This window comes from Sphingomonas aurantiaca (assembly GCF_003050705.1).
GTDB classification, from domain to species: domain Bacteria; phylum Pseudomonadota; class Alphaproteobacteria; order Sphingomonadales; family Sphingomonadaceae; genus Sphingomonas; species Sphingomonas aurantiaca.
Genome location: NZ_QAOG01000005.1, coordinates 247,415 through 273,642, shown reverse-complemented (window position 1 = coordinate 273,642; position 26,228 = coordinate 247,415). Strand labels below are relative to the sequence as shown.

The 26,228-nt window shown below is 62.0% G+C and carries 25 protein-coding genes and 1 pseudogene; 17 read left to right on the top strand and 9 right to left on the bottom strand.

Annotated elements, in window-relative coordinates; all coding sequences use genetic code 11:
* The first annotated feature begins 14 nt into the window (after positions 1-14).
* The 7 genes from C8J26_RS15385 (at position 15) to lysA (ending at position 6,041) form a co-directional block, all read left to right on the top strand.
* The gene (locus tag C8J26_RS15385; RefSeq protein WP_107959138.1) at positions 15-614 is read left to right on the top strand and encodes a hypothetical protein; all 600 of its coding nucleotides are present in this window, start codon (positions 15-17) and stop codon (positions 612-614) included.
* A 167-nt stretch (positions 615-781) separates the two neighbouring features.
* Complete coding sequence (locus tag C8J26_RS15380; protein ID WP_107959137.1) at positions 782-2,437, top strand: hypothetical protein; 1,656 nt, start codon at positions 782-784, stop codon at positions 2,435-2,437.
* A 390-nt stretch (positions 2,438-2,827) separates the two neighbouring features.
* Positions 2,828-3,391 carry a hypothetical protein gene (locus tag C8J26_RS15375; RefSeq protein WP_056420929.1) on the top strand — a complete coding sequence of 188 codons (564 nt, stop codon included), beginning with the start codon at positions 2,828-2,830 and terminating at the stop codon, positions 3,389-3,391.
* Positions 3,392-3,734: 343 nt separating this feature from the next.
* The gene (locus C8J26_RS15370) at positions 3,735-3,998 is read left to right on the top strand and encodes a hypothetical protein (RefSeq protein ID WP_107959136.1); all 264 of its coding nucleotides are present in this window, start codon (positions 3,735-3,737) and stop codon (positions 3,996-3,998) included.
* A gap of 14 nt (positions 3,999-4,012) precedes the next feature.
* On the top strand, positions 4,013-4,528 hold the full coding sequence (locus C8J26_RS15365) for a methyltransferase domain-containing protein (RefSeq protein WP_107959204.1): 516 nt from the start codon (positions 4,013-4,015) through the stop codon (positions 4,526-4,528).
* Positions 4,525-4,788: a hypothetical protein gene (locus C8J26_RS15360; RefSeq protein ID WP_107959135.1), complete on the top strand. Its 264-nt coding sequence runs from the start codon at positions 4,525-4,527 to the stop codon at positions 4,786-4,788. Before C8J26_RS15365 ends, C8J26_RS15360 begins: the two co-directional genes overlap by 4 nt.
* Before the next feature lie 20 nt (positions 4,789-4,808).
* Positions 4,809-6,041, top strand: a complete 1,233-nt coding sequence (lysA, locus tag C8J26_RS15355) for a diaminopimelate decarboxylase (protein ID WP_208631410.1) — start codon at positions 4,809-4,811, stop codon at positions 6,039-6,041.
* A gap of 189 nt (positions 6,042-6,230) precedes the next feature.
* Here lysA and C8J26_RS15350 read toward each other — a convergent pair whose 3' ends face one another.
* From C8J26_RS15350 to C8J26_RS15340, 3 genes are all read right to left on the bottom strand, one after another.
* Entirely contained in the window at positions 6,231-8,327 is a 2,097-nt protein-coding gene (locus tag C8J26_RS15350; protein ID WP_244185341.1) for a beta propeller repeat protein, read from the bottom strand.
* Positions 8,328-8,736: 409 nt separating this feature from the next.
* Positions 8,737-9,441: a hypothetical protein gene (locus tag C8J26_RS15345; protein WP_146168863.1), complete on the bottom strand. Its 705-nt coding sequence runs from the start codon at positions 9,439-9,441 to the stop codon at positions 8,737-8,739.
* 32 nt (positions 9,442-9,473) lie between these two features.
* Complete coding sequence (locus C8J26_RS15340; RefSeq protein ID WP_107959132.1) at positions 9,474-10,571, bottom strand: alpha/beta fold hydrolase; 1,098 nt, start codon at positions 10,569-10,571, stop codon at positions 9,474-9,476.
* 261 nt (positions 10,572-10,832) lie between these two features.
* Here C8J26_RS15340 and C8J26_RS15335 point away from each other — a divergent pair, with 261 nt between their 5' ends.
* The 8 genes and pseudogenes from C8J26_RS15335 to C8J26_RS15305 all read left to right on the top strand — a co-directional run bounded on the left by C8J26_RS15335 (position 10,833) and on the right by C8J26_RS15305 (position 17,010).
* Positions 10,833-11,207, top strand: coding sequence for a hypothetical protein (locus C8J26_RS15335; protein WP_146168862.1), 375 nt, complete (start codon positions 10,833-10,835; stop codon positions 11,205-11,207).
* 600 nt (positions 11,208-11,807) lie between these two features.
* The gene (locus C8J26_RS15330) at positions 11,808-12,236 is read left to right on the top strand and encodes a hypothetical protein (RefSeq protein WP_107959130.1); all 429 of its coding nucleotides are present in this window, start codon (positions 11,808-11,810) and stop codon (positions 12,234-12,236) included.
* A 918-nt stretch (positions 12,237-13,154) separates the two neighbouring features.
* Complete coding sequence (locus C8J26_RS15325; protein WP_167398862.1) at positions 13,155-13,604, top strand: hypothetical protein; 450 nt, start codon at positions 13,155-13,157, stop codon at positions 13,602-13,604.
* Between the two features lie 48 nt (positions 13,605-13,652).
* Positions 13,653-14,114 (top strand): hypothetical protein, encoded by a 462-nt coding sequence (locus C8J26_RS15320; RefSeq protein WP_107959128.1) that lies wholly within the window; start codon positions 13,653-13,655, stop codon positions 14,112-14,114.
* 11 nt (positions 14,115-14,125) lie between these two features.
* Entirely contained in the window at positions 14,126-14,986 is an 861-nt protein-coding gene (locus C8J26_RS15315) for a DUF1906 domain-containing protein (RefSeq protein WP_107959127.1), read from the top strand.
* A gap of 43 nt (positions 14,987-15,029) precedes the next feature.
* A complete protein-coding gene (locus C8J26_RS15310; RefSeq protein ID WP_146168861.1) occupies positions 15,030-15,959 on the top strand; it encodes a hypothetical protein in 930 nt (309 codons plus the stop codon).
* 86 nt (positions 15,960-16,045) lie between these two features.
* A pseudogene (locus tag C8J26_RS21175) lies at positions 16,046-16,136 on the top strand (transposase); the annotation flags it as partial.
* Positions 16,137-16,176: 40 nt separating this feature from the next.
* Positions 16,177-17,010, top strand: a complete 834-nt coding sequence (locus C8J26_RS15305) for a hypothetical protein (protein ID WP_146168860.1) — start codon at positions 16,177-16,179, stop codon at positions 17,008-17,010.
* Positions 17,011-17,386: 376 nt separating this feature from the next.
* On the opposite strand, the gene C8J26_RS15300 is transcribed toward C8J26_RS15305, so the two are convergent.
* The 6 genes from C8J26_RS15300 to C8J26_RS15275 form a co-directional block, all read right to left on the bottom strand.
* Complete coding sequence (locus C8J26_RS15300) at positions 17,387-18,805, bottom strand: TolC family protein (protein WP_107959124.1); 1,419 nt, start codon at positions 18,803-18,805, stop codon at positions 17,387-17,389.
* Positions 18,802-19,893, bottom strand: a complete 1,092-nt coding sequence (locus C8J26_RS15295) for an efflux RND transporter periplasmic adaptor subunit (RefSeq protein ID WP_107959123.1) — start codon at positions 19,891-19,893, stop codon at positions 18,802-18,804. Before C8J26_RS15295 ends, C8J26_RS15300 begins: the two co-directional genes overlap by 4 nt.
* Positions 19,883-21,568 (bottom strand): ABC transporter transmembrane domain-containing protein, encoded by a 1,686-nt coding sequence (locus C8J26_RS15290; RefSeq protein ID WP_107959122.1) that lies wholly within the window; start codon positions 21,566-21,568, stop codon positions 19,883-19,885. Before C8J26_RS15290 ends, C8J26_RS15295 begins: the two co-directional genes overlap by 11 nt.
* Before the next feature lie 88 nt (positions 21,569-21,656).
* On the bottom strand, positions 21,657-22,556 hold the full coding sequence (locus tag C8J26_RS15285) for a hydrogen peroxide-inducible genes activator (protein WP_107959121.1): 900 nt from the start codon (positions 22,554-22,556) through the stop codon (positions 21,657-21,659).
* Positions 22,557-23,016: 460 nt separating this feature from the next.
* Positions 23,017-23,649: a tyrosine-type recombinase/integrase gene (locus C8J26_RS15280; protein ID WP_107959120.1), complete on the bottom strand. Its 633-nt coding sequence runs from the start codon at positions 23,647-23,649 to the stop codon at positions 23,017-23,019.
* A gap of 309 nt (positions 23,650-23,958) precedes the next feature.
* Positions 23,959-24,474: a hypothetical protein gene (locus C8J26_RS15275; protein ID WP_146168859.1), complete on the bottom strand. Its 516-nt coding sequence runs from the start codon at positions 24,472-24,474 to the stop codon at positions 23,959-23,961.
* Positions 24,475-25,211: 737 nt separating this feature from the next.
* Between C8J26_RS15275 and C8J26_RS15265 the strand changes: the two genes are divergently transcribed.
* Both C8J26_RS15265 and C8J26_RS20185 read left to right on the top strand, forming a co-directional pair.
* A complete protein-coding gene (locus tag C8J26_RS15265) occupies positions 25,212-25,397 on the top strand; it encodes a hypothetical protein (RefSeq protein WP_107959117.1) in 186 nt (61 codons plus the stop codon).
* A gap of 190 nt (positions 25,398-25,587) precedes the next feature.
* Positions 25,588-26,223 carry an SMI1/KNR4 family protein gene (locus C8J26_RS20185; protein WP_146168858.1) on the top strand — a complete coding sequence of 212 codons (636 nt, stop codon included), beginning with the start codon at positions 25,588-25,590 and terminating at the stop codon, positions 26,221-26,223.
* Positions 26,224-26,228: the final 5 nt, after the last annotated feature.

The following is a 26,228-nucleotide window of genomic DNA, read 5'->3' as shown; positions in this document are numbered from 1 at the left end:
GGGGAAGAGGCGAAATGGCATTCGAAACCGAGCAACATGGACGGTTTGAGATCAAGTCTGGCCCGCTCGGCGGGACCTGGGCGGCGAATGCCTTTTGCCGCAAACTCCTCGTCGCTAAGGCTGTCGGCGCTTCGCGCGAAGACGCGATCGCGGCGGTAAAGGCCAATCTCGACCGCCTTGGTCGCGCTGAGAGTGCTGTACGCGACGAAGAAGGCGCACCGTCCGCGTCGGTGTACGAGGCGGCCTTTGCGCTCCTTATACCCGATATGCCAGACAGCTACCTGGCAATGCTGCGCGCGCATCTCGCGGCGACCGATCACTTGATTTCGGCAACCCGCCTCGCCCAAGCCGCAGGCTACACCGGCCATGAGGGCGCCAATCTGCACTACGGCAAGCTCGGCCAGCGAATTGCCGATGAGATCGACTTCGATCCGCCCCGGCGCGAGGATGGCACAAAGATCTGGACCTGCGCGATTGCGCGCGACCCATCGCTCGACACCGACTATCCCGACACCTCGATGCTCGACGCGCTCGCGGGCAACTTCGACGACCTCCATTTCGAGTGGCAGATGCGCCCCCAAGTCGTCACGGCGCCGCGAGCCCTTGGTTTGTAAGGCCGACGATACGGACTCGTCACAAGCAAAGATAAGACGGGCCGACACACTCGCGCCATCGATGTGTCGCTTGCTCGCCCGCGATTGGGAATCGCTCGCCTTACGCTCCGACTGGATGCTAGGCTGGTACGTGCCAGCCCGCTCGCAATTTAGGATAAAGGTCGTTTATGAGCGAGTCCGAGAAATCTTTCAAAAGCACGGAATTATACGACCTTCTCGAGACCTGCACCAATGACGAATTGACCCCCATCGTCGAAGCGCTCACCAAATCGGGGGCAAGCACGCTGAGGGTCAGTCGGACGTTTGAGCGCCATTCTCCCGATCACTACCAATATACCGACCAAATTGGAGACGAAATTTACCGACTGAGCTTTGTCGCGCTCGGACGCGGCGATGGGGAACGCGCTGCCTATGAGAGGATCGTCGCCGGCCTCTGCAAGAAACTTGGGATCGCGGCGGCGAAGGAGGTCGACGCAGCGGAGGCCAACCTGCTCAACCTCTTCTCGAAGCGCACACTGCTTTCGGTCCCTATTCAAGATCAGCAATCGGCTGTCGATGATGCGCGCACCGCCGCGTCGGCGGCAGTTGGCGGATTTTGGACCTCGGACGCCTGGCCGCCGCTAGCGTCGTGCATTCTGCAGATCGGCTATCTGAGGGACAAATTAACCGCCGACGGGCGGATAACCGGACGCTCGCTTTCCGAACCGACGTTGGCCGATCCCGCAGCATTGAGCGAAGGAGAAAGTGCCCTCACCATCAGCACCGAAAGCGGCAGTCCGGTCCTCACACTTGCGACGCTTCAAGCAAGCGAGGGCGATAATTGGCGCGATGTCCGCAACGATAGGTCGTCGAGCGACCTGCTCACGCCGATCCTCAAAGCGGCGCAGCCCCTGCTCTCGGCCGAGCGATTGCTGAGCAGCGGCAATTATGCGCGAATCACCCTGCCACCCGGCGCCGACCTCGTCTTCAGCGACAAGTTCAACTCGTTCATCGGCGTCGCTCGCGGGGCCGATAACAAGTTCGCGACCATACTCCTCGATCCGGTCAATCTAGCGAGCATCGCGACGCCGGCCGTGCTGCTGACCTTCGCCACTGCGATGGCCGAGCAGAAGAAACTTGAGGAGATCAATCGCAAGCTCACCGAGATAAAGCTCGCGGTCGAGCGCGTCGCGATGTTTCAGACCGACGAGCGCCGTTCCGTCCTCACCGGGTCGATCCGCTACTTCCAGCAGATCGCCGAAGCGGTTCTGACCGGCGAGTATTCGGACGAGGTGCTGCATGTCATCGAGCAGCACGAGGCCGCGTTAATAAAACTCCAGGAACACATCGCCAAGGATATCGGAGTCCAGGTCGAGGCCATCCGAGCCTTGAAGGACGAGGCTTGGTTCAGTTCGGGCAAGTTCGCGCAGACGATCCAGGACCATCAGAAATTGCTCGAAGCACTCTATCGCGACGTGATGCTGTGCATCCGGGCTCGAGCTTGTGGCTGGCAGCTGCTCCACGCCTATCCGGGTCGCGAGAGGCGCAAGGAATCGAGGCTCAACGACATAAACGCTGCGCTCGATAGGTTTGCGCCGATCGGCGACCTTACCGCAGCGATGGACCGACTGATGCGCGAAAAGATCCAAGGCATCTCTGCGGCCACGACCAAACTTCCGCTGCTCCAAAGCGAGCAGAGCTTCTGCAAGAGATTGGCCGACGAAGCGCAGCAGATCCGAACTGATTTGCGGGATGTCGAGCGCCTAACGACTAGGCGCGAGCAGTCGATCTCGATGGACCTGCGCCTCGAAAATGGTGAGATAGTCGCGTCGCGGATGCTCTGATCGCGCCGTCGAGCGCCGATGCCTGCTCATTGGAGCCAGCGTCCGGGGCGCCGGCCGGGCGTCGTCCGCTCCTGCCGCAAGCTGCCCTTCGCCACAGCCGTCGGGAACGGCCGCTTAGTCCCGCATCTCGCCGTTCGGAGTAAAATATCTGGTCGCTGTGAGCACCGAAGGATCACATTAACAGCTGTCCGCTTCCGGGGAGCCAGGCTGGCGGTCTGAATGTCGCGTTCTGGGTCAAGCTACCGGAGCAATTACTATCGGTATCCCACCAAAGGTCTTTGCTCAGCCATGGGTTTTCCGACAGGAAGGAGGCTAACGTTGCATGAATTGACCGGTTGCCATATCGATTGTCGCGCTGGGTAGATTTCCGGCTTAACGAGGGGGTGTTGCGTGGCTTCCGATGAGGATCTTCTCGGCCAGGAATACTTTCATCTTCAGAAGGTCATAGAGGACTATGACACCAAGACACTTACGGTGAAGGCATGGAGCGTGACCTTCAGCGCCACGGCCATCGGCTTCGCCTACGATAAGCACGAGCGTGTCATTCTAGTGGTAGCCTTGGCATCCTCGCTCGCATTTTGGGTGATGGAAGCACTTCTGAAGGCGAACCAGCAAGCGTATTACCATCGTATCGGCGAGATCGAGACCCACTTCTCGGGAGGTGAGCGGCGAAAGCCGTTGCAGATCGGAGCGGCTTGGGAAGCCGCTTTCAAAGCCGCGGGCGGCTATAATCGGATTTCATCGCTGATGCGGTGGCCGCACGTTTTCATGCCCCATTTGGCGATCGGATTGCTCGCTTTGGTGCTACTGCTCGTTATCCCGCCAGCGCCCCTCCAAGTTCCGCCGCGGGTAGCAGTTAATCAGGTTGGCTTCGCCAAACCGGCGTCCCCTCTTCAGCCAATCGAGCGCGTTGGTCGCATTAGCGCTCTGCCTGACCGAGCATCGCCGCATTAAGCCATGTGCAACTTAAGGTCAGGTGGGGTGATCATTAATGGCGGGCAATCATGCATCAAAAATTGTCCGCGCGGAGATGAACGAATGTCTGCAGTTGAGAAGCGCGGAAGGGCGCGCGAATGTCCGGGTTTGGGTCCGTTGCGTTTCTCTGCTTAACGCTTTGGGCGGTGAACGCTAGTATCGCGAGAAGCGAGGCCTTTGAGTGTCGAAAAGGCGGTGAATCAAGCGCAATACTATGCGCGCACTATGCGATCCGCTTGCATCGATCTCGAAGCACTATGCCGTGACCCGTACATACCGGGGGCGGGCGGGACGCTCGTGATACGAAAGGCACTCAGGCGAAATGTCGTCCGAACCCATCTCGGAGCCCGATCCTACCGGGCTCGTCATCTATGTCGGTCAGGACCGCGCAGGCCATTGGCTGGTCCAGGACAGCCGGCGCACTCTCGAAGGCCGCTTCATTTCCTACGCTGCCGCGATGGGCTATGCGCAGGCCGAGCGGGGCATCTACCACGCCAGCGTCGAGATCGCCGAACTGCCGCTAACGCCACTCGTGTCCTTTGCGCCCGTCGGTCGCGACGAGCGCGCCTTGCCGCGCGCGGCGTGACGGGAGGAATGGCGATGAACATCCACACTCTATCTATCTCGTCGCGTACTGTCGTCGGCGCGGTCAAGCGGACCTGTACTGCGCAACCCGGCTCGGAAGCGGCGGTCCATGATCCGCGCTGGCCCCGTATCGAGGCCGCCTTGTTGGCATTACGGTCTAGCGGACGGCATGCGGTCCGCATCGTCGATGCCGACTGCGGTGCCGGAACGCTACTGCTGCATGCGCTGGGACATGCGAGGCAGCTGGGATTCACCGCCGTCGAGGGACACGGGATCGATCGATCGTGGCTGTCGATCGGCCGTGCACGATCGGCAGCGAGGCGTGCTGCCGACCCGGCGCTCGGCGTGGACTTCGAGGTGGCGGACATCGTCGGCGCCTTGCGCGACGAGCAGGACCTGCCAGCCGATATCGTAATCTGCCACGATGTCACACGGGACCAGCGGCCGGAGGCAGCGCGGGCAGTCCGGAACGCCGGGCGGATCGTCATCGCCGATCATGCCGCATGCCATGTCCAGGGAGTCGCTGCATGACCCGGCGCGATATCCTCTGGCGCGGCATAGGCGTGGCGCTGGCGGTGACGGCCTGTGGCGTGGCTGCGGCGATGAATGGGTCGGCGCTAGCAATGCTCGTGTTTCCGATCGCGCTGTTGGGCCTGACGCTGATGATCAACGGCAAGCGCGTGGTGGTAGTGCTGCGGGCCGAACGTCATGGTCACGGGCATACCGCCGAAGCGATCCACGTCGTGCGCCTCCGTCGCTCCCGCCGGCGCGTCGATCCGCCCTGTTCCTGATGACCGGACACCGAACACTCGTGACTTATTTCAGTTCGCAGGATGGCGTCCTGTGCGCCGAAGGCGTGCCGCTACCCGTCATCGCCGAGGCGGTGGGAACGCCCGTCCACGTCTACTCCGCCGCCGCGCTGCGCGATGCCGCGCACCGTTTCAGGTCGGCGCTGGCGATCCTCCCAAGCGTACGTGTTGCGTTTGCCGTCAAGGCGAACCCGAACGGCGCGGTGCTGCACTTGCTGGCCGGGTGCGGCTTCGGCGCCGACATCGTCTCGGGCGGCGAGATGCGGCGCGCGCTCGACGCGGGGATCGCGGCGTCGGACATCGTCTTCTCGGGCGTCGGCAAGACCGACCGCGAACTCGCCGACGCGCTCGCTGCCGGTATCGGCCAGTTCAACCTCGAGCTGGAAGAGGAGGGCCAAGTGCTCGCTTCGCTGGCGCGCGCGCGGGGCAGGCGAGCGACCGCGGTGCTGCGCGTCAATCCCAACGTCGATGGCCGCACGCATGCCAAGATTTCGACCGGACGGCGCGGCAACAAGTTCGGGGTTGCGATCGCCGACGTCCCCGCAATGTACGACCGACTGTCGCGGCTCGAGGGTCTCGACCTGGTCGGGGTCGCGTTGCACATTGGCAGTCAACTGCGCGATCTCGCACCGCTGGAGGAGGCCTATGATCGGATCGGCTACCTCGTGGCGGACTTGCGCGCGCGCGGCCATGTCATCAGCCGCGTCGACCTCGGCGGCGGTCTCGGCATCCCGTACCGCGCCGACGACGTCGTCCCGACGCTCGACGCCTATGCCGCGATGGTCGGCAGGGTCACACGCGACTGGGATGTCGAACTCACGTTCGAGCCGGGGCGGGTGGTCGCGGGGCTCGCCGGCGTGCTGATGACGCGAGTGATCTGGGTGAAACCGGGTGCGGACCATCCGTTCGTGATCGTCGATGCCGCGATGAACGACCTAGCGCGGCCGGCTCTGTACGATGCCTTTCATCGCTTCGAGGCGGTCGCGCCGGACGGCGAGCGGATGGTCGCAAATATTGCCGGTCCGGTCTGCGAAAGCGGCGACGTGTTCGCGGTCGCGCGCGACATCGACCGGGTCCGCCGCGGCGACCTCGCTGTGCTGCACGCCACCGGCGCGTATGGCGCGGCGATGGCCTCGACCTACAATTGCCGCGCGCTCAGCCCGCAGGTTCTGGTCGATGGCGACCGGTTCGAGATCGTCGCCGATCGCTATCTACCCGAGGAGTTCGCGGCGTAGGGAAGGGGCAGTCAGCTACGCGTGAACGATTTCGAATAGCTCCTCGACCGCGACCGTGCGCCGATCGTCACGCAATGGGCCACCGTTGGTGACAAGACAGCTCGATCGCGTTTTGTCTAATGCACGACGACGTGAACGAATGTCCTAACCTGGGAAATGTAAATAGCCATGCGGATCTCCGGAACTGGGTCAATGCACACCGGCACCCATGGGCTGCGGCAAAGGATCTCCGTAGAAGATGCCCCGGCCATCGGTCGCCAAGTAGATACGGCCGAAGAGGCGAGGATCGCCCGTGATGACTCGGTATCTAAGACCCCATTGGTGCGCGTCGTCGTTAATCCGGAGCCAGCGCGCGCCCGCGTCGGTCGAGCGCCACAGCCCGCCGAATGTCTTCGTGACCCCGAAGGCGTAGAGAGTCGGCACGTGCACGTCGGGTGCCGCCTTGCCGAGACCGAAGCTCACGAAATACATACGACGCAATACCGGATCAACTGGCGTGGACGCCACGAACGTGCGGGCATCGTCGCTGGTGTGGAAGAAGCGGCCTTCCAGGATCAGCCAAAGCTCGCCGGCCGTCCCCGGCGTTGCCGCCGCCATCGGCTGGAACTCACGTGCCGCCGGGCGGGAGTTGGCGATGTTGGCCGGCAATCCCTGCGCGAGTGCCTGCGTGAACGTCTTCGCTCCATCACGGCTGACGAAGATACGCGCACCGGCATAGTCGATCGCGTACCAGGCGAGGGGGTCGACCTTGTCGGCGACCGCATAGGTGCGTCCCGGCAAACCCTTGGGTCGCCACCATATCCGCCCCCTATCGGCCGTGGCGAGCGTCACTAGCCCAGACACCAGAAAGGTGTTCCCATCCGCCGAAACAGTGATCGGTGCCTGGCCATCGGCGTCGATCCGGCGTGGCGCGGCGGACCCGATCGTGATTGGCGGCGCCAGCATCTCGTGCCAGCTGCGGCCTCCATCCTCCGACCAGCCGAGCGCCCCCCCCTCAGGGTTGGGGGTATAGCCTGATGCGCTTCGCACCATGATTCTAGGCGCCACACCGGCATAATCGACATTGTTAGTCTGCGGCAGGTCGGGATCGGCAAAGGCCCGCTCGGGGGCGCGGTCGAGCCGATCGTGGACGAAGCCATGCGTGTCGCCGATGCCGGAAATCAGGTGGGGTCCCTCAGGCGGGCTGACGAGGCTGAGCGGTACCGCCTCTTCGATCCCGGCGACCCAGGGCCGCCAAACCATGTCGGCCTTGTCCGCGTGCTCGGTCCGGAACACCGTCAGCCCGGTGGTATAGGCAAGCGTGGCACCATCGAACGGATCGAACGCCAGACCCGCGATCCAGCCGCCGAACCCGCCCTTATCGAGCAGGAGCCAAGGCGCGCGCGCGAGATTGCGTGAACTCCGCTCCCGTAGGCTCGTCCAGTGCGCGCCCCCATCGGACGACAGCCAGACGGTATCGCGATGGTTCCAGCGATCGACCGTCGACACCGCCAGCCGGCCGGGATGGAGCCGATCGAGGCTGAGCCCCATGTAGCCGCCCTCGGCCTCGTCACCGCGCGCAGGCGTGATGTTCGTCCATCCATCCGATCTCGGGTCGAGCTTCCAAACCTCGCCTTGTGCGATCCCGTTCGGACCGATGTCGGAGCAGTAATCGATGTAGAGCACGCCCTGTTGGTCTACTGCCGCCTTGACGGGCAGCATGGGCGCGGCTGGACCGCCGGTGACGGCGGTCCAGTTCCGGCCGGCGTCGTTCGAGCGGTACAGGTGTTGCGCCGCGGCGTCTGAAACGCTGGCATACATGGCGCGCGACCGGCCAAGGGCAGTTTCGCTCGGCGGGCCGAAGACCACGAAGGAGACGCCGCCATGGGTGTGGTTCGCGGCGGGACGGCCAAGCCCCTTCCACGGGAAGCTCTCGACCTTGTGCCACGTCCGGCCGCTGTCCTCACTGTCCCAAAGACCGTCGTGCCGCGATCCAAAGAACAGGTGCGTCCGCCGATCCGGGTTGATCGCGAGGCGCTCGCCCAGACCGCGACCGTCCTCGTTGCCGCCCATGCTGAAGGGAACGGGCGTTATCTGCCAGGAAGCGCCGCGATCGGCGCTCCGCATGATCGCCGCAGGCTGGCCGAAGTACATGCCTGCGGCGAGGTAAATGATGTCTGGGTCTACCGGGTCCGGCGCGATGCTTTCGACGCCCATGTAGCTATTCTGCGCTTGGCCGTCCTGAAGCGCAATCCAGCGCTGCGTAAGGGCATCCCAGCGATAGGCGCCACCCACATCGGTGCGCAAATATGCGAGGTTCCTTTCGGCGACGCTGAACACGATGGCGGGCGAGAATCCGCCGCCACCGATTACGACATTGTTCCATTGGTACGGCAGTTGGGAGGGAACAGGCAAAGTGGGAGCCGCAGCGAGCGAAGCTGCCGCGAGTCCGAGCAGCGGGATAATGAGTTTCACGCGGTCACCCCTCTCCGATGTGTCCAAGTTAGCGAAGTAGAATCGGGACGGATAGTCTAGTTGTCTCAAATAGCGGCCAAAACGCTACAATCGGTTCAGGTGCTGGTTCGTGGCTCGAAAACTCTGTGAACTGGTTCGTATCGTCGGATTAATGTCCGTCCGCTTTCGGGCACGGTACGGTCGATCGCGAACGAACGTATGTGGGTCGTTCAACTTGGGTTCCCCTAGGCGCGGATTTGCCTCAGTAACCCACCTCCAGCGTTACGACCGTAAGGCGGCCGTCGACCCTACCGACCAGAGTGACATTCCCGCCCGGATAGTCCGGTCCGTTCATCGCCATGATTGCGATAGTTGCCATCTTCGCGGTGAATAGAGGTTTGAAGGAGTCCGTGTACGGAGCCGTAACAATCGTCATCCCTGCTTGCTTGTCCGACCATGCCGCGTAGCTCCAAGCGCTATCAATGAATGCTAGGCCGCTACCACCAGCAGGAGAAGGAGGAAGTGCCTCACTTGCTACCTGCCGCTCGTTGCAGTCGATCGGGGACATACGGCCGTTCAAGAGTGTGCCCCCGAAATAGTCCGCCTGTAGAGAATAGCACTCGCCATCATCGAACGAGAGCGTGATTGGGAGAAAGCCACTAGACCATGCCGCGATAAGATGTCCCTTATCCGTCTCCTGGATCTCAAAGGCTCCTACGACCTTGACGTGGCCCGTGCTTGCTCCGCGCTTGTAACTTGGCACGATGGCGAAGCGATCAGCCAACGCATTGTTCGGAAGGCGCGTCAGCGCTGGCGCCGTAGAATCGGTCGGAGTGGCAACTCCAGGCCTGTCTCCTTGTCCGCTAAAGCCTGACGGGGGTACGAACTGCGCATGCCCTCCATTCGCCGCCAGCAGCACAGTCGATGCTATGACGATCCATGCTTTGACTGAACCAATCAGCCTCATATGATCTCCTCCCACCAGTAGGCGGATGAAGTCTATTCCGTGCGACGGAGCAGGTCGACCAGGTCCTGCTTCCAAAACCGGGCAGAGGTGTGCGTGCCGTGACCGCGAGTGTCAGCCGTCTCGGGGACGAGGCGAAATCTGGCATCTCTCATGCGCGCCACCGCACGCTGAGGGTAGTCGAGGTTGCGCGGGTTGATGAAGTCGTCGGCCGAGTTCACCCAAGTCGTGGGCGCCGTGATCGCCTCTAGCTCTGGCCAGGGGTTGTAGGTGCGCGATGCGTCCACTTGGTAGATTAGGTCGTTCGCGTCCGTGCCCTTGATGGACGCTGTAACCCGCTCCCGGGCAAACGCCTCGGCCGCTTCGCGCCCGGCGTATTGCGCTTGGAAGTAAAGGGGTGCGGCACCGGCGACGAAGAGCAGGCTGGCGGCGGTGCGAAGTCCTTGCGTGGGTGGCGTGCGGTACTCTCCACCCGCCCATGCCGGGTCCGCTTCGATCCCATCGATCGCGAGCTTGCGCCACATCCGGTTGAGGCCGGCGATCTCGACCGGCTCGCAGGCTAACGGCATCAGCGCACGGGAGAAGTCGGGGTGCGTCTCGCCCCAGATTAGGCTGTGCATGCAGCCCATCGAGGTTCCCATGATAAGGCGCATGCGCCTGATGCCAAGCCCATCGTTCAGCAAGCGGTATTGCGCCTCGACCATGTCATCGTAGTCATAGTGCGGAAAGCGCATGTGCAGGCCGTCGGAAGGTTTGGAAGACTTGCCGTGGCCGATCCCGTCGGGGAGAATGATCCAGTAGCGCTTGATGTCGAACGGCTGGCCAGGGCCGTAGAGCTCGTCGGCGAACTGTGGGGCGAGGAACTGGCGGCCGGTGCCGCCAGTGCCGTGTAGGACCATCACAGCGTTATCAATCTCACCCTTGGCGTTCCGGTGAGGCGATCCGAGCGTTGTGTAATTGATGCGCAACTCGGGCATAGTTTCACCGGAACGAAGGCGGAAATCACGGACCTTGAACTGTGCGTCGCGCGCCGGCCACTTGGAGACCGATGGCGCAGATTTGCTCGCTGGAGTGAGCGGCGGGGTCTGGGTGGTCGCGGCTTGGAGGAGCAGAAGTGGCAGGAGATACAGCATGGCGCATCGTCGCGCCTGATCGCCTACGGTGCAAGCGGGCATTCCGAACCGAGATACGCGGGCCTTTCACGCGTTCGAACTGGATGGCTTCATGATCGGGCACTCGACTTTCGGGCCTCTGACTTCGAGCATGAACGAATGGCCAATTTCGGGAAGTGCCTTTTCAAGCTTCAGCGACTGCTTCTGGGTCTCGCCGGCCCCAAGCGGCCGGGCAGTTCCGCCTAATTGCGGACATTGCTTCTCTGATCCAGAGTGCAGGACATGGAGACTAACCACACTGCCAACGATACCCGCTTCGGCGTAGTAAGCCGAAAAGTTGGTGCGGTCATCGGCCTGACCTCTGGCGCTGTATTCCTCGCGTTTGCGCTGGCGGGCTATGAAAGCGCGGGCTCTTGCGCTGCCGCGTCGCTGCTGGTCGTTCTTCTAGGAATGCGAATGAGTTGGCCAATGCGTCATGAACGTTGGTTTTGGCCTCTATTCGCCGGGGTAGCCGTCCTTCATGCCTTCGCCGTGATACACGCGCCCGAAATCGAGGCTCGACCCTCTTACGAGTATGTGCCCTACGTGCTCGCCGATCTAGCAGTGGTTATGGCGGTCGTGTGGGTCGCCACCAAGGCGTTCGCGAAGGGCAGCTAACCACCAAAAGCGGCCATTCCGCTTACGCCCATGACGGACATTTCGCGCTGTTTACGACCTGCCCATAACCGGTCGTTCATTCAATTTCGGGTAACGTCTCGTAGCGTGTCGGTGGATAGGTTGCAGGGATAGTTCTGTGTCGGAAAAACCCGAAAATGACGAGATGGAATATGTGCCTGCTTGGGCAGTAGCTAAAATACTGACGCTAGCTGTTTTCATCATTGCGAATCTTGAATGGTGGGTTGGACGCTCACCGCTAATGCTAGCCGTCGACCTACTCCTCATCGGACTATGGCTTGCAATTCGCCGCCTGAGGCCGGCGGATTATGATCCTGGCTGGCCGCGCAAAATGAAGAATGACCTATTGTAGAGCCGTTGCTCAACTTCAACTGCGCTGGCTGGAAGCAGTCGGGCCGCTATCCTCTCCCCGTCATCCAATCCGCCGGCAACGATCTCGAGTGCGCCCGCGTCTCTGCCAAAGAAAGTATCCGATGGTTGTACGGTTAGGCGAGTCCGACGCGGCTGTTAAAGGCTGGGAAGGCCTTAGGGGCTAGACCGCGCTCCAACGTGGCATGGGGCCGCGCGTCCGGAGTAGGCAACTTGGCGACACCCCTCTCAATCCGGTTGTTCGCGGCCTTGTTCGCGATCAGTCTTATGTTTTCAGCGGCACTGACTTACTATGCCACCCACACAATGAGCTTCGCCTTTCCGATCGTACCTGAGGCGATGACGACTTTGGTTGAGCGGATCCAAGCGATCCGGGCAGTCGGCTTAGGGCTAGCCGTGTTCCTGATGTTACTGGTAGTCCTTTCGGCGTCGCGCGCCGCTCGTGGTGCGCTGGCTTTGCGCTGGACCCTCGGTGTCATGACAAGTGTTGCGTTTCTGCGCGGATCAGGGCTGATCCAACCGCTGGCGCAGCATGACACTGCGATCATTGCAACCTCCGCTTTCCAACTCGCGCTGGAAGCGTTGGCGATCCTGTTGCTTTACGGGGAGGATGCGACCGACTGGTTTGAAGCGCGCCGCTGACCATATCGCGGCCGCGCTGGTCGTGGTCGTCGCAGCGCAAATCCGTTATGATGATTACGCCCAAAGGTGGCCGTTTTCGGCCAGCTTACTGCTTCCCGATTGCAGATATTCGTCCGAGCGAACTACCTGTGAATTGCGATGCCAACGCAAATGAAAACCGCCGCTAAAGTCATGGCGACAGCTAAAAATCGGAATTGCCGCCCACGGGCGTCTTCGGACACCGGAGCATTGGCGAAAAACGCACCCAACACCTCGACCATTGCTCTGAACATCCGCGATCCTTTGCGATCGAATGTATCGTATTGGAACGGACACGCAACGGCAGTTATCCACGCCGCGTTCTCGAAAGCAGCCGGTCCGCTTTCCTCCCATTCACGACATCCATGACGGCCGATCATGCACCAAGGGCATTCAGCGCGGAGATGAACGAATGTCTGAAGTTGGGGAGCGGGGGAGGGGGCGCGAATGTCCGGGTTTGGGTCGTCCCTGCAACGGCAGGTGTCGACCACTTCTGGTCATTTGACAGTTCAAGGACGACCATCTGCTCTCGCCAGAAGCCGCCGTTCGTGCTCCAGAGATTATTCGGGCGGTAAGGTGTGCAACTGCCGCCGCTCGGGACCTCATCTAACGAGATCTTGAAAACTGCGTAAGCGAACGCGCGAACGTCCGCTTCTGCTGATACGCGAATAGGAGCCTGAGAACCTGGATGCAGAACGGGTTAAATTGCACCTAAATTGAACCAAATCGTCACAAAAATTGACATAGAGCAGTTCACAGTATCGCTTTTCTTCAATATTCTCGCGATTAAAATAGTAATTGTTAAAATCTCGGGTGCATCGATACAATAATGTGAGTGGGCGCGCCTTACATGTGCGAGAAACGTCGTGGTTCGGGCAAGCAGATGCGGGGAGGCGCGGGATGCATCTGGGGAAGCTAAAGACCTTTGCCTTCGGCCAGATAAGGCGGGCAAAGTCATGGGCAGCCATTTCCACACTCATGATCGCTATCACGCTTTCGGGTTGCGCATCGACACCGGGCTATGCGCCGCGGGCCGCCTTTCCGATCGACCAGGATATAAAAGAACTTCACGATCAATTCGATACCGCAGCGTCGATCAAAGGCTATTATGCGGTCGGTGCGGACACCGAAGCACGCAGAAGCGAGTTCGTCGCAGGCCGCCTCGCGCTTTACGATCTGGAATATATTCGCTTCATCAGTCACTTCCGCCTGAGCCGCGCTGAGCAGAGTACGGCCTTTGACGCGATCGCACTCGGTGTCGGATTCGCCACGACAATCTTGAAGGGCGAAAGGGTCAAAACCATCCTGGGTGCTGTCACGACATCGCTGACAGGCGCGAGAACGTCGTAGGAAAAGAACTTCTACGACGACAAGACGGCTGCGGCATTGGTCGCGCAAATGACGGCCGAGCGGAAAAAGGCCCTGATCCCGATCATCCAGGGCCTCAAGCGCTCGGTTGGCGACTATCCGATCACCACCGCCATCGTCGACTTGGCCGACTACCAGATGGCTGGCACGATCGACGGCGCGCTGAACGGCGTGCAACAAGACGCTGCGGTGAAGGATGCGGCAGCGGCCAGCGTGCTCGACCAATATCGCACATCCGCCTACGGGCCCGATGGTAATACCGGGCGCTTAAGGGCCTGGCTGTATCCAGGCTTCGCGTCCGTCTCACCGGATGGCCAACATTTTCTCGATAGAGCAGGTAATGTCGTTGGCATCGACGCGGGTCGCAGAGCAATGCTGCAGGCCAAGCTCCAACAAAGCGGATTACAGAATATAGCGCCAACGAATCTTCTCGTCGATCCGCGCCTCGCAGAACTGCGCGCTTCGCTCGTGAGGGATATCCCCATTCCATAGGAGACGTCGCGATGCCGGGCACATGTGGGGTTTGGAAGACAACCGATGTTACCGATGCGGACCTCGGGCTGGTCGTCGGTGGCTATAATGCTGACGGTGCGCAGAAGGTCGAGACCAGCAGGCAGCCAAACAATCTTTGGACGGTGACGGCAACCTTCCCGCCCTGCGGTAGCGATGCAGACACGACTCTGGTCCGAACCATGGCTCTTAGTGACACGACCACCCATCTGGCGGTCGCGCAGTCGAGCATCGGCATGGATTGTGCGGCGGATTGCACCAGCCGTGCGGCCGCGATCGCCGCGAGCAACGCAAAGGTTGTTGGACGATATTATCGCTGGCCGACGTCGAAATATAAGTCCCTCACGCACGCCGAAGCGGCCGCGTTGAGCAAGGCGGGCCTATCGATCCTCTCCCTGTGGGAATGGGCCTCGGATGCCATTGAAAATTTCAGTTTCAACGATGGCGTTGATCAGGGCACCAGCGCGGTAAACCAGGCGCTGAAGGCGCACCAGCCTCCCGGCACGCCCATCTATTTTGCCGTTGATTTTGACGCCTCATCAAGCGATGTCAGCGGACGGATCGCCGATTACTTCAAGGGTGTCCAGCACGCGATCGACAGCCTGAAGGCAGGGTATGTGGTTGGCGTGTACGGCTCCGGACGGACCTGCGCATGGTTGCTCGCGCACGGCGGAGCATCGCGGACCTGGCTGGCGGATGCCCGCAAATGGGCCGGTTATGACACGTTCACGGAATGGCACGTCCGTCAGGGGCACAATGACCTGAATATTGCTGGTCTGAAACCCGGCGCCAAAGGCGATTATGATTCAGACGAGGTCAAGGCAAACGCCGGGTTCTTCTCAGGAGTGGTCTGAGCGGAGCGATGGCGCGAACTGCCGCTGGCGAACGGAGGGAGATATGACGCGTTGGTTACTGGGTGTCCTAGCGCTATTCCTAGCATCCGCGCCTTCGTTTGGTGCGCATGCGGTGACCCCCGGCGCGCTCAACGGGACAATCATAGCGTTCGGCGAGCGACGCGCGATTGTTGGTATCGAGGCACATCATGCGCAATTTCGGCTGAAAATTCCCAACGCAGACTTCCAAAAAAGCCTCGTTGCGGCGCGACTGGGGGATTCGATCGCGGTCGTCGTCGACAATGCTGCGAAGCCTGGCGCAATAACCGCGATGACATCCCTCACGCGCCCCGTTGCGCCGATGACCGTGTTGTGGGTGATGTTCTGCTCGGCCGCGCTGATTGCTGGCTTGAGCGCAGCGTTTCTATGGAGGCGAAATCCCGTGGTTGGTGTCGACAACCGGTACAGCAATTCGCAAACGCAATTGGCATTATGGTTCGTGACGGTGGGGGCCGCCTATGTTGCGACAAATATTCTTCGCGCTTTCGTTCTGGACGGCGATTTTATCGGCGGTGTGGAACTGACGGGTAACGTCGTCGCGCTGACGGGGCTTAGCGCTTTCACCTTTGGCGCCGCGAAGGTCGTTGCGAGCCAGAAAGCTGACGGGCAGACCCTGGGGGCCGCCCCCATCACACTGCCGCCGGGCGCCACTCAGGCGACGCCGGTATCCCCGGTGAAGACGATCGCCGACAAAGCTCGACTGACCGACCTCGTACGCGATGACAAGGGCAACGCGGATCTCGGCGATCTTCAAATGATCTTTGTCACGCTCGCTGCCGTAATTATCTTCCTCTGCCAAAGCTTCTGGTGGTTGTCGGCCTTGCAAATTGCGGCTCAGGTCGTTTCGCCCGATGTCGATACGGCGTTGCTTGCGACATTTGGAATCGGCCAAGGCGCCTATCTGTTTAAGAAGGCCGCAACGCCCAACGGCTAAAGCGTGATGATTTTAGGTCAGGTATATGAGCTGCACCCGGTTTCGTGGACACCAAAATAAGGTGTTTTTGGAACCGGAGGATGAAGTTGCAGCGACGGAAGTTCAGCCGGGAGTTCAAGCTCGAGGCGGTGAAGGTGGTATTGGAGCGGGGGTGTTTCCGCAGCGCAGGCGGCGCGGTTTGACCCTCGATAGAGTGTGCCGGGTCGGAGGGGCGACGATGAAGAAACTAAGGATCGTAGTGATTGGTGCGGTCATTGTGCTAGGTCTGTGGCTGTATTTTCGACCTGTCCCGCCAAGCTGCGCTCTCAACCAAGGCAATTGCGCGCCGTTCATAGGTCTGGAGAAGGGCGCGACGTTGTGGCTGACGCCTGGACAGCCTAAGCCGGGCGACGTTTATCGCGTCGTTCGTGATGGCAATGTTGCGACCGCGTCGCTCATTTCTGACTATCTCGATTCACGCGCGCCGCTGACGGAGCGGGGGCCCAGCATGGACCGGTCGGTGTCGGTCAACGACAGTGGCGGCATTCAGGCGTCGGCTCGTTTCTTGAAAGGCTTGGCCTCGCAATCTGGAATCGATTTTAGTCACGCCCGATCGGTGAGCCTCGAGGCGCGCGATACCGAGTATCTCGCGATCAAGTCGCGGTCGGCATTCCTGACTTGGTTACAGGACGATGTTGATCCCAAGAAGCGGGACACGTCTGACGGCGAAAATTTAATAGGGGAGCTTCGAAACCCGTTGCCCGCATCCACGGAGGACGATCGAGCGGATGGTGAGCGCTATCTCGTCACCGAAATTCTTCGGGCGAGAACCATGAAATTTGCGAGTTCGGATCAGCAGCACGGGACGGCCGGCATCGATTGTGGCGGCAAGGATAAGGACTGCAAGATCATCAATTTCGGACGCAGCTCCGACAGCGCGAGCGGCGATACGATCAACAAGGCCAGCAAGCCGATCGTGTTTTGGGTGAAGATGTATCGCATTGGGGCGGCGAAAAACGGCACGCTTCGATACGATGAACATAGGCCCGGTCCTTTGATGATTGGGCAATAAGTTGAAGGTTCGCGACGCTAGGAATGGGGCAACCGGGTCACGCCCGTTTCACAGCAGATCCGTTCCGGGGCGCCAATAGCTTCTCGCTCTAGCCGATGCACCGAGAACGGCCGCTCTCGGCAACAGCGGTCGTTCGCCGCCGATATTGGCAACGGCAGGAAAGTCCCAAACCAAGCCGTTCGCCTCGCACTTCCGCGACATGAACCAACGGCCGAAGTTGGGAAGGCGAAAAGTGTCCGCGAGTGTCGACTAATGGGTCTGGCCGGAAGCTGGGGGCAGGGTGCCTTCGCCCACACCCGGACGCTCGGGTGAGGAATCTTAGACACTAAAGCGGACATTCGTTCAGTCTGACCGTTCGCGTTCCGCGCGATTGTGATTAGCGGATAAGCCGTAACGCAGTTCGATCGGCGGTAGCAGCAACCAATTCGGCACGGGCAGACGCGATCCGCGCCTGCGCGTCAATTAAGCGCACGCGGGCGTCGGTGGCGGTTTCCTCGCGCTGGTTGACCAGGAAGAAGTCGGCGGATCCGAGCTCAAATCGACGGCGCTCGGCTGCCGCCAGTCGTTCGGCCAGTTGACGCTCTTCGTCGGCAATCGAAGCCAGCCGCTCCGCGGCACCGACCGCGATGACGACCCCCTGAACCTCGACGGTGATCTGGTCGCGCAGAAAGCGACTGCGTTGGCCCAGCGCGTCGATCTCGGCGCGCGCCTCTGCGACGCGGCCCCTGGCGGCACGGTTTTGCAGCGGCACACTGAGCCGGAAACCGATGGCAGCCTCTAACGGCGTCCTGCTCGGGCCGCCCAAACCGACCGGCCCGACGTCCTTGCCGACCTCGCCGCGCAGGTCGAGCCGGGGCGACAGGTCGTTTTCCGCCAGTGCCAGCCGCGACGTCGCCTGATCGATCCGGGCGAGCACCGCGCGATAGTCGGGGCGTTCGACCGGCCCCGCGCGCGTCGCTGCGACGGATAAAGCGGCCAGCGCGCCGGCATCCGCGGGCATGCGATCGTCCGACACCGTCACGGGCGCCCCCGCCTCGTCGCGCAGATAGAGCGACAGCGCATTGGCGGCACTGGCGACGTCCTGCTCGGCCCGCACCGTCAGCGCGCGACGCCGGACGAGGTTCTGGTCGTTCTCGACGAGCAGGATTTCGGGGCGTGCGCCGAGCGTCACCAGCCGGCCGATCGCGCTGCGACGCCGCTCCGCCATCTGCGACAGGTCGCGATAGGCGCGCAGCCGCAGACCCGCCGCGACCCAGGCCTGGTAGGCATCGACCGCGCGGCGCTGCACGCCGATCGCGACCATCTCCGCCTCGAACCGCGCGACGTCGATCTCGGTACCGGCGATCGTCCGCCGCGTGCGACGCTCGTCGATCACGCGGTCGCGCAGCAGCGCGAACAGCGCGCCGACCTTCGCCTCGCCAAGCCTGTTGGTATAGGCTTGGTCCTCGTAGACCGGGAAACTGCCGCGCGATGCGCGATAGCCGCCATAGACATAGCCGCCATTGCCGGTGAGCGGGCGCGTCGCGCGCCCCTCGACGACGGTGCCGTCATAATAGCCCGCAATGCGCGACTTCGAATCGACGTCGAACACGGTGTCGAACGCCCCCTCCGCGGACAGCGCGCGGCCATCCGCCTGCCGCACCTTGGCGAGCGCCTCGACGATCTGCGGTGCGGACCGCGCGGACGAACGCAGCACCTCGTCGAGCGTCAGCGGCGCGGCTTGCGCGGACGCGGCGGCGGGTGCCATCAGGACGAGCAGGAAAGCGACGCCAAGAAGAGGGGGGACCCGCGTCATTTCTTGGCGTCCCCGTCCTTGCCGGTTTCGTCCGCGCTTGGCTTGGCGGGCGGCTTGGGCTGCGCCTTGGCCGATGCCGCACCGCGCTGGCCGAATTCGAGCGGGAAGTCGTTGAGCTGGCGCCAAAGTTCGTAGCCGACGAGGACGGTTTCGCCCTGCACCCAGCCGCGCACCTTGCCGCCCGGGCGGACGAAGGTGGCGGTCGGCCAGCCCGGCTTGCCCGGCCGCGGTTCGACCAGGATGCGGAACGTGCCGTCGGGGGCGGCATTGGGGTCGATCATCCGGACGCGCGCGTCGAACATGCCTTGCGCGACCGACGGCCAGCCGCTGAACTGGATCGCGGGCCAGCCCTCGAACTCGAGCCGCACCGGGCGACCGGGGCGGATCAGCGGCATGTCGCGGCCATCGACGTAGAGCTCGACCGCGCGCTCGACGCGCTCGGGCGCGATCACCGCGAGCACCGTGCCGGGCGACACCAGCGCGCTGCCGCTCGCCGCATTGAGTTGCTGGACGCGGCCGTCGCGCGGCGCGCGTACCAGCTGGGCCGACTGGCGGTTGAGCTGGATGTCGATCCGGTTGAGTTTCGCGCGCGCCTCGGCGAGCTTGGCGCCGGCGTCGGCGACCTTGATCTGCGTCTGCTCGTAGTCGCGGCGGGCGGCGAGACCTTCGGCGAGCAATTGTCCGGTGCGCGCGACGTCGATTCCGGCGACCGCGCGGCTTTGCTGGATCGCGGCGATCTCCGCCTGCACCTGCGCGCGCTCGGCCCCCAGGCGCGCGAGCAGATCGGGATCGAGATCGACGACGCGCGCGATCGGATCGCCGCGCGCGACATGCTGGCCGTCCTGGACGTACCAGCGCTCGACCTTGCCCGGCACCAGCGCGGTCACCTGCTGCTGGCGGTCGCCGGGATCAAGCGCGACGACCTGCCCCGTGCCGTTGGCGGTCTGCACCCAGGGGACAAGCACCATGATCGCCGCGGCGATCGCGATGCCCAGCGCCAGCATCCACGCCACCGCCGATGCTACTCGCGGCGCGCGCATCGCGGCGAGCGTCTGGAAATGCGCAAGGCGATCAGGCTTATACGGCATTGCCGGCTCCCTGCTGGGTCGCGGCGACCAGCGCTGCGCAACTGTCGAAGCGTCGCTGCCGACCGGGTTCGAGATGGAACCAGCCGTCGAGCGCGATATCCTCGGGCCGGCCGGTGCACAGCAAGACCGTCGTACCGGGCGCCTTGAGCTGGCGCAGCACCTCGGCCAGGCGGCTGGTCGGGATCAGATCGTAGAGCTGCGACAGCATCAGGACATGCGGGCGCACCAGCAGCGCATTGGCCAGCTTCAGCGCCATGACCTCGCCGATCGACAGCGGATAGCCAGAGGCAGCCAGCGGCGTGTCGAGGCCGTGCGGCAAGCCGGCGACGCGGTCGCGCAGGCCGACCGTCTCGAGCGCGTCGAGCATCACCGCGGAGGTCGACGCGGCCGCGGCGAGCGTCAGATATTCGCGGATCGTGACCTCGACGATGCTCGGCCGGTCGAGGACCATCACCTCGGATCGCAGCAGATACATGTCGAACGTCGCCATGTCGGCGCCGCCGACCAGAACCAGCCCGCGCTCGGGCACGACATGGCGCTTGAGCACCATCGCCAGCAGCCGCTCTGCCCCGCCGTCCGCGCGCGTGACGAGCTGTTCGCCCGCCGCGAGCGCGAAATCGAAGCGCGCGCCCTCGGTCACGACGCGGTCGAGCTGCACCGCGCCGTCGCCGGGCGACTGTCCCGCGGCGGCGACCGCGCTCTCCTGCGGGATCGCGTAGAGCAGCGACAATTCTTCCGCGCTCGCCACCAGATCGTAGAGCGTGTCGAGATACCAGCCGAGCTGCGACACGCCGTAGAAGACGCCGCTGAGGATCAGCTCGGCCGCGACCAGCTGTCCGATCGACAATTCACCGCTTAGGATGAGGTTGCCGCCCAGCGCCAGCAGCGCCGCGCTGGCAAAGGCGTAGAGCAGCAGGAAGGCGACCGTCTGCGTGAAGCTGTAGCGGAAGTAGCGGCGGTGGCGATCGACATAGGTGGCGGTGACGGCTTCCGACCGATCCATCGCGAAATCGAAATGGCGGCTCGATTTGTAGAAGCCGTTCGACCCGCCGACGCTTTCCAGCCAGCGGGCGGCCTCGTGCTTGGCATGGCTCAGCGCGACCGCCGACCGGATCGAGCCGCGCGACCAGATCAGCCAGATCACGAGGATAACGAGCAGGAGGATCGCGTTGAAGCCGAGGAAGAAGGGATGGTAGAAGCTGGTGACGATCAGCCCCACCGCCGATTGCAGGATGATCGTGAACGCGCCGATGACCAGGCTCGGCACCGCCTTCTGCACGACGACGAGGTCGAAATAGCGGTTGAACAGGTCGCCGCGATTCTGGTCGGCAAAGAACGGGTTCTGCGCATGGACCGCGCGGACGGTGATCTCGGCGAAGATGCGCGCGAACAGCCGTCGCTCGAACAGCGCCATCATCCAGAACCGCATCGCGCTCAGCCCCGCGACCACCAGCAACAGCCCGAGCAGCAGGCCAGCGAGCGTCCATAACGGTGCGGGCATCGCGGTATTGGCGACGCTGTTGATCAGCAGCTGCACCGAGATCGGCGTGGCGAGCGACAACAGGCTGATCGCCACGCCGTAAACCATCGCGAGACGGACATAGGGCATGTCGGGCCCGACGATCTCTGCCAGCCACCCGGCCGCTGACCGCCATCCGATATGTTCGCCTGCCATGTGCCCCTCGCGTCTGATCCGGGGCGAGTATTCCCTATCCGAGATATTGGAACAATGCAGTGCGGCTTATGATTTCGATAGGAATTTCCTATGCGAAAACGGCGCGTAGCAAGCCTGCGATCACGCCATAAGCGGGTGCGCGGCCAGCGCCCTGTCGCCATAGCAACCCGATGTCCCTGTAATAGCGGCTCCCTTTGATCGGACGCACGACTACGTCGTCGCCCTCGCGAACTTCCTGCCGGACGTAGAGTTCGGGTAGCAGGGCAAGTCCCATGCCCATGCCCGCCATCTGGCGGATCGCATCGAGGCTAGTCCCTTCATAGTCGCGCAGCACGCTGGCGCCCACATCGACCGCGATCGCCGCGACCTGTTCGGCGAGTCGATATTCGGGCTGCAGCGTCAACAGGCTGGTGCCGCGAAGATCGGATGGTGCGATGATCGCCTTCGCCACCAATGGATGATCGGACGCCATCGCGAGATAGAGCGGTTCGCGAAAGAGCCGCTCGCTGTGAAACGCGCCGCCCGTCACGGGCAATTGTGCCAGGATCAGATCGTGGACGCCGGTGGCAAGCCCGGACGCAAGCGCGGTCGGCAGGCCTTCGCGGACATGGACTCGGAGCGTGGGGTGCTCGCGGTGAAGTCGCGCGACCAGTGCCGGCAAAAGATAGGCGCCGAGCGTCGGCGATACGCCGAGCCGGATCGTGCCGATCAGCGGATCGGCCGATGTCGCCCTAAAATCCTCGAGATCGACAACATCGAGCAGGATGCGCCGTGCCCTGTCGAGCAAGTCGCGGCCTAGCGGGGTAAGGATCGCGGGGCCTCCCCGCTCGAACAATGCTGCGCCGATGATGGTTTCCAGCGCGCGGATCTGTTGCGAGAGAGACGGCTGGGAAACCCGCATCCGCTCGGCCGCCCGCGTGAAGCTGCCCGCTTCGGCCAGCGCGACGAAATAGCTGAGGTGTCGGATCGTAGTTTTGGGGAAAGGCATGACCCTCGTTATCTCGTAAGCGCGCTTGTACCCACCCTTGGACGGCTGAACCGAGCGAATGCGCAGCTTTCATCAACCGGGCGCCTATTTTTAGCTTAGGCTGTCTCGGACTGCTGACGTTTTCCGACACCCTGGACTAGTGCCTATCCCACTACGGTTAGTCCCGAAACCTCATCGTTTGCGGCAACGTGCCGCCACGCGATGTCGGCTATCGCTTTCAACCCTAGCGTAAGCGGACGGTCCGCTTTCCACCACAAGACGGCGATGCCGCCCCCTGCCCGGCTGTCTGAACGAACGTCTGCTACGCCGTTAGCGTTCCGAAAGTGGACGGGCGGCTTTCCTTCCATTCACGACATCCATGACGGCCGATCATGCGCCAAGGGCATTCAGCGCGGAGATGAACGAATGTCTGAAGTTGGGGAGCGGGGGAGGGGGCGCGAATGTCCGGGTTTGGGTCCACTCAGACCTCAGTGCGTTCGGCCAATTCCAAAGCGTCCTCCACGTCAACGCCCAAGTAGCGCACCGTGCTGTCGATCTTGGCATGGCCGAGAAGAATCTGAACGGCGCGGAGGTTGCCAGTCGCCTTGTAGATGATCGATGCTTTCGTGCGCCGTAGCGAGTGCGTCCCATAATCCTGCGCCGGAAGGCCAATGCCGACCACCCACTCGCGCACAAGGCGGGCATATTGCCGCGTGCTCATGTGGTCCATGTAGTCGTTGCGGCTCGGGAAAACGAAGTCGTTCAGTGTCCCCCCACGTCGCTCCAACCATGCCCGCATCGTCTTTCGCGCCGTGTCCATTATCTCGAACTGAACCGGTCGTTTGGTTTTCTGCTGAACCACGACGGCGCGGTCACGGACGCGCCCGCCGGAAACCACATCGCCGATCCGCACCCTGACCACGTCACAGCCGCGCAGCTTGCTGTCGATGGCGAAATCGAACAGTGCTCGGTCGCGCAGTCGCCTATGCTGGTCGAGCCAGAAGCGAATGGCCCAGACCTGTTGCTGTTTCAGCGCCCGCTTCGCACCGATCAGCCGGCCTTCGTTCCAAGGCCGAAGTTCATGAAAGGCGGGGTCCATTGACGAATGACCCATCGATCATCTCCATCGGTCAGTCGAGTGTACGCAGGCGCAGTAAACTGGCGGTTTGGAAATGTGGTTGATCAGCCGTCGATGATGCTGAACGAGCGGTCGGTTTCGGGCGGCGCCTCGCAGTCTCTGTGCGGCCCAAAGTGGGTCATCAGTCCCGCGCTGCCGGGCAAATCCGACCATTTGCTGCTGTTCGTTCATAGTCGTAGCGCGCCGAAAATCAGAGGCTAGGCAGACCATCTCGACCGGCGTGCGCATCTACGAGACGAGGGGCGTTCAACGGCTTCTCGCCTGAAGGTTTGTTCTCAGATCCTGTCAGCTGATATTTTTAAAGACCTGCTTATAGACGATCGGCGTAGAAAGCAGCGGACTAATGATCGTGGTATTCTCTATCAAGTCATGGCCGACGCTATGATATTTTGAGGTTCGCTCGCTGTCGTCGCCGCGAAATGTCAGAGCGACGGTTCCACCGTCAGCTTTTACCGATACATCGAAAACAAGCTCTGGGATGAGTTTCCAGGTGATCGGATTTCCGCCTATCCAAACTACGATCGGTGTTTTGGCATCATAGGCGAGCCCGACTCGACCTCCTGCGGTGGAAATTCTAATCCTATTTACCGCAATGGACTTGCGGAGCCTCATCCGAACGCGAGGCCGCTTGTCGTCGGAAATGGTGGCGGTAGCGCTGTCGATCACTTTGAAAGCGTTGTCACTCCGCGCAGTGTCCAGTTCATAGATGCCCGAAACCACACCTTGCACCGAGCTCGCGGAGCCTGAGGTACAACTCAACATGGCAACTGCGATCGCCGCCGATAAAGTATGATGACGCATCACACGCTCCTCGAATTTCGCTGCTCGTGGGTACGGGGGTAGCGACGATCCGTATTAGCGCATAGGTGATACCTTGGCTGTCGGGGCGGGGGACTTCCTCCCGTTTGTAGGCACCCCGACTTGCGGAGGACTGGCAGTCCGGAACGCCCACTTGCGGACATCAGCGCGGCAACGCAGTTTGCACCAATGGAACAGTCCAATTCAGCGGCAAGCCGGCCCCGGCTCGATAGATGGCGAGGGGTCAGAATCGGCATCATATTCACGTGCCCGGCGATCCTTGCGGCGATCATGTCCGCTGGAGCCGGACACGGATCCTACATTACGGCACGCGTGCTGTTCCCTTTCGCTATGCTCGTCAGTCAGCTCGAAGGATCAATCGGGCCTGTCGCTATGGGCGTGGGATTGCTCCAATTTCCGCTGTACGGGGCACTGTTAGGCCGGACCGTCGGGGAGAAGACCACTACGACTTGGTTAGTGACGACAGCACACCTCGTTGCCACCCTTGCCTGCTTCTCGGGGCTGCTTCCTCGAATTGCGTAAAGGCGAACGTCGGCTTTCCACGAAAACCAGACTTTGCCGCGGAGGATATACCCTCCGCCGCAGCCTTTCCGAACCCACGGAAAGACGTCGTTTCTCGTGACCCTGTTCGACGTTGTACCCCGCCGATACCCCGGTACAAAACGCCCATTTGCGGACTTGCGCTCGTGGAGGCAGGATGGGCCGCGAGAGGAATCTGGATGCCAATCTCGCTTGCTGACTTCGCCGTGGCTATCGTTCTGCTGTTCGGCGTGCCGCTCCTGCTGGTGCTGGTTGCCAAGCGGAACAGACGGTGGGCGGCGTGGTGCGGAGCTTGGATCAGCGTGTTCATCCTGGTCGGAAACGCCGTGGAGAAGCTGGCGACCGGACAGTCAGGCCTGTTCTAACGAACGTCGGCTTTCCTCCCCAAACCAGACATCGCCGCGGCGGAGACACCCTCCGCCGCGGCCACCCCAATCCCGCTGCTATGCTGTATTCTGTGGCACTCGATGCGGCGATGTACCCCGGCGATACCCCGTCTTAAAACGCCCATAGTCCGCCGCTCAGGGGTTTGATCGACTTGCCCCGAACCTGCCGTTGGTTCAGCTTGGCATTGAAGGCGACGGTGATCTTCGGCGGGGGAAGTTTGTGTTCGATTGGTTGCGAAAGGCGAAGCTACCCGCAGGGCTGCATCGCACGGGCATCCCGCCCATTGATCCGACGCTGTTCGACCAAGGTGGAGAACGTCTTTTTAAAGCTCTTGCCCAATTTTGGGCGTCCTCTGACCCGAAAAGCTATTCACCGGGTTGCGCAGAAGTCCAGATCAAGGCGCTTGAAGACCGCTACTCCATCCGCCTCCCCGATGAATTTCGATCTTATCTGTTAAATGCCGCGCCACGAATAACATACATCGATGACATCGGCACCCAGTGGTGGGCTGCAGACGAAATCAAATCTATCCCAGATGAATGTCCAGATGGCCCGCCTGGTAAAGTCAATGACGAGATCGAACGTGAAAAGCACGCTTATCTCATATTCTCGGACTACCTGATCTGGTGCTACGCATGGGCGATCTGCTGCTCGGACGGACCGAACCGCGGAAAAATTGCCCTTATTGGCGGCCTGCCAGATGTGATCGTCGCCGATAGCTTTCGTCAGTTCCTCTTACTGGAGCTGACAGACGATCTCTCAATCCATCAAGGCGCCCGCGGAGCATCGCGCACTCGCAATTGATGGGC

Excerpts from the sequence above, each read along its gene's own strand:
- C8J26_RS15385 (WP_107959138.1), top strand. The coding sequence starts at position 15 with ATGGCATTCGAAACCGAGCAACATGGACGGTTTGAGATCAAGTCTGGC.
- C8J26_RS15380 (WP_107959137.1), top strand. The coding sequence starts at position 782 with ATGAGCGAGTCCGAGAAATCTTTCAAAAGCACGGAATTATACGACCTT.
- C8J26_RS15370 (WP_107959136.1), top strand. The coding sequence starts at position 3,735 with ATGTCGTCCGAACCCATCTCGGAGCCCGATCCTACCGGGCTCGTCATC.
- C8J26_RS15365 (WP_107959204.1), top strand. The coding sequence starts at position 4,013 with ATGAACATCCACACTCTATCTATCTCGTCGCGTACTGTCGTCGGCGCG.
- C8J26_RS15360 (WP_107959135.1), top strand. The coding sequence starts at position 4,525 with ATGACCCGGCGCGATATCCTCTGGCGCGGCATAGGCGTGGCGCTGGCG.
- C8J26_RS15345 (WP_146168863.1), bottom strand. The coding sequence starts at position 9,441 with ATGAGGCTGATTGGTTCAGTCAAAGCATGGATCGTCATAGCATCGACT.
- C8J26_RS15340 (WP_107959132.1), bottom strand. The coding sequence starts at position 10,571 with ATGCTGTATCTCCTGCCACTTCTGCTCCTCCAAGCCGCGACCACCCAG.
- C8J26_RS15335 (WP_146168862.1), top strand. The coding sequence starts at position 10,833 with ATGGAGACTAACCACACTGCCAACGATACCCGCTTCGGCGTAGTAAGC.
- C8J26_RS15325 (WP_167398862.1), top strand. The coding sequence starts at position 13,155 with ATGCATCTGGGGAAGCTAAAGACCTTTGCCTTCGGCCAGATAAGGCGG.
- C8J26_RS15320 (WP_107959128.1), top strand. The coding sequence starts at position 13,653 with ATGACGGCCGAGCGGAAAAAGGCCCTGATCCCGATCATCCAGGGCCTC.
- C8J26_RS15315 (WP_107959127.1), top strand. The coding sequence starts at position 14,126 with ATGCCGGGCACATGTGGGGTTTGGAAGACAACCGATGTTACCGATGCG.
- C8J26_RS15310 (WP_146168861.1), top strand. The coding sequence starts at position 15,030 with ATGACGCGTTGGTTACTGGGTGTCCTAGCGCTATTCCTAGCATCCGCG.
- C8J26_RS15305 (WP_146168860.1), top strand. The coding sequence starts at position 16,177 with ATGAAGAAACTAAGGATCGTAGTGATTGGTGCGGTCATTGTGCTAGGT.
- C8J26_RS15300 (WP_107959124.1), bottom strand. The coding sequence starts at position 18,805 with ATGACGCGGGTCCCCCCTCTTCTTGGCGTCGCTTTCCTGCTCGTCCTG.
- C8J26_RS15295 (WP_107959123.1), bottom strand. The coding sequence starts at position 19,893 with ATGCCGTATAAGCCTGATCGCCTTGCGCATTTCCAGACGCTCGCCGCG.
- C8J26_RS15290 (WP_107959122.1), bottom strand. The coding sequence starts at position 21,568 with ATGGCAGGCGAACATATCGGATGGCGGTCAGCGGCCGGGTGGCTGGCA.
- C8J26_RS15285 (WP_107959121.1), bottom strand. The coding sequence starts at position 22,556 with ATGCCTTTCCCCAAAACTACGATCCGACACCTCAGCTATTTCGTCGCG.
- C8J26_RS15280 (WP_107959120.1), bottom strand. The coding sequence starts at position 23,649 with ATGGGTCATTCGTCAATGGACCCCGCCTTTCATGAACTTCGGCCTTGG.
- C8J26_RS15275 (WP_146168859.1), bottom strand. The coding sequence starts at position 24,474 with ATGCGTCATCATACTTTATCGGCGGCGATCGCAGTTGCCATGTTGAGT.
- C8J26_RS15265 (WP_107959117.1), top strand. The coding sequence starts at position 25,212 with ATGCCAATCTCGCTTGCTGACTTCGCCGTGGCTATCGTTCTGCTGTTC.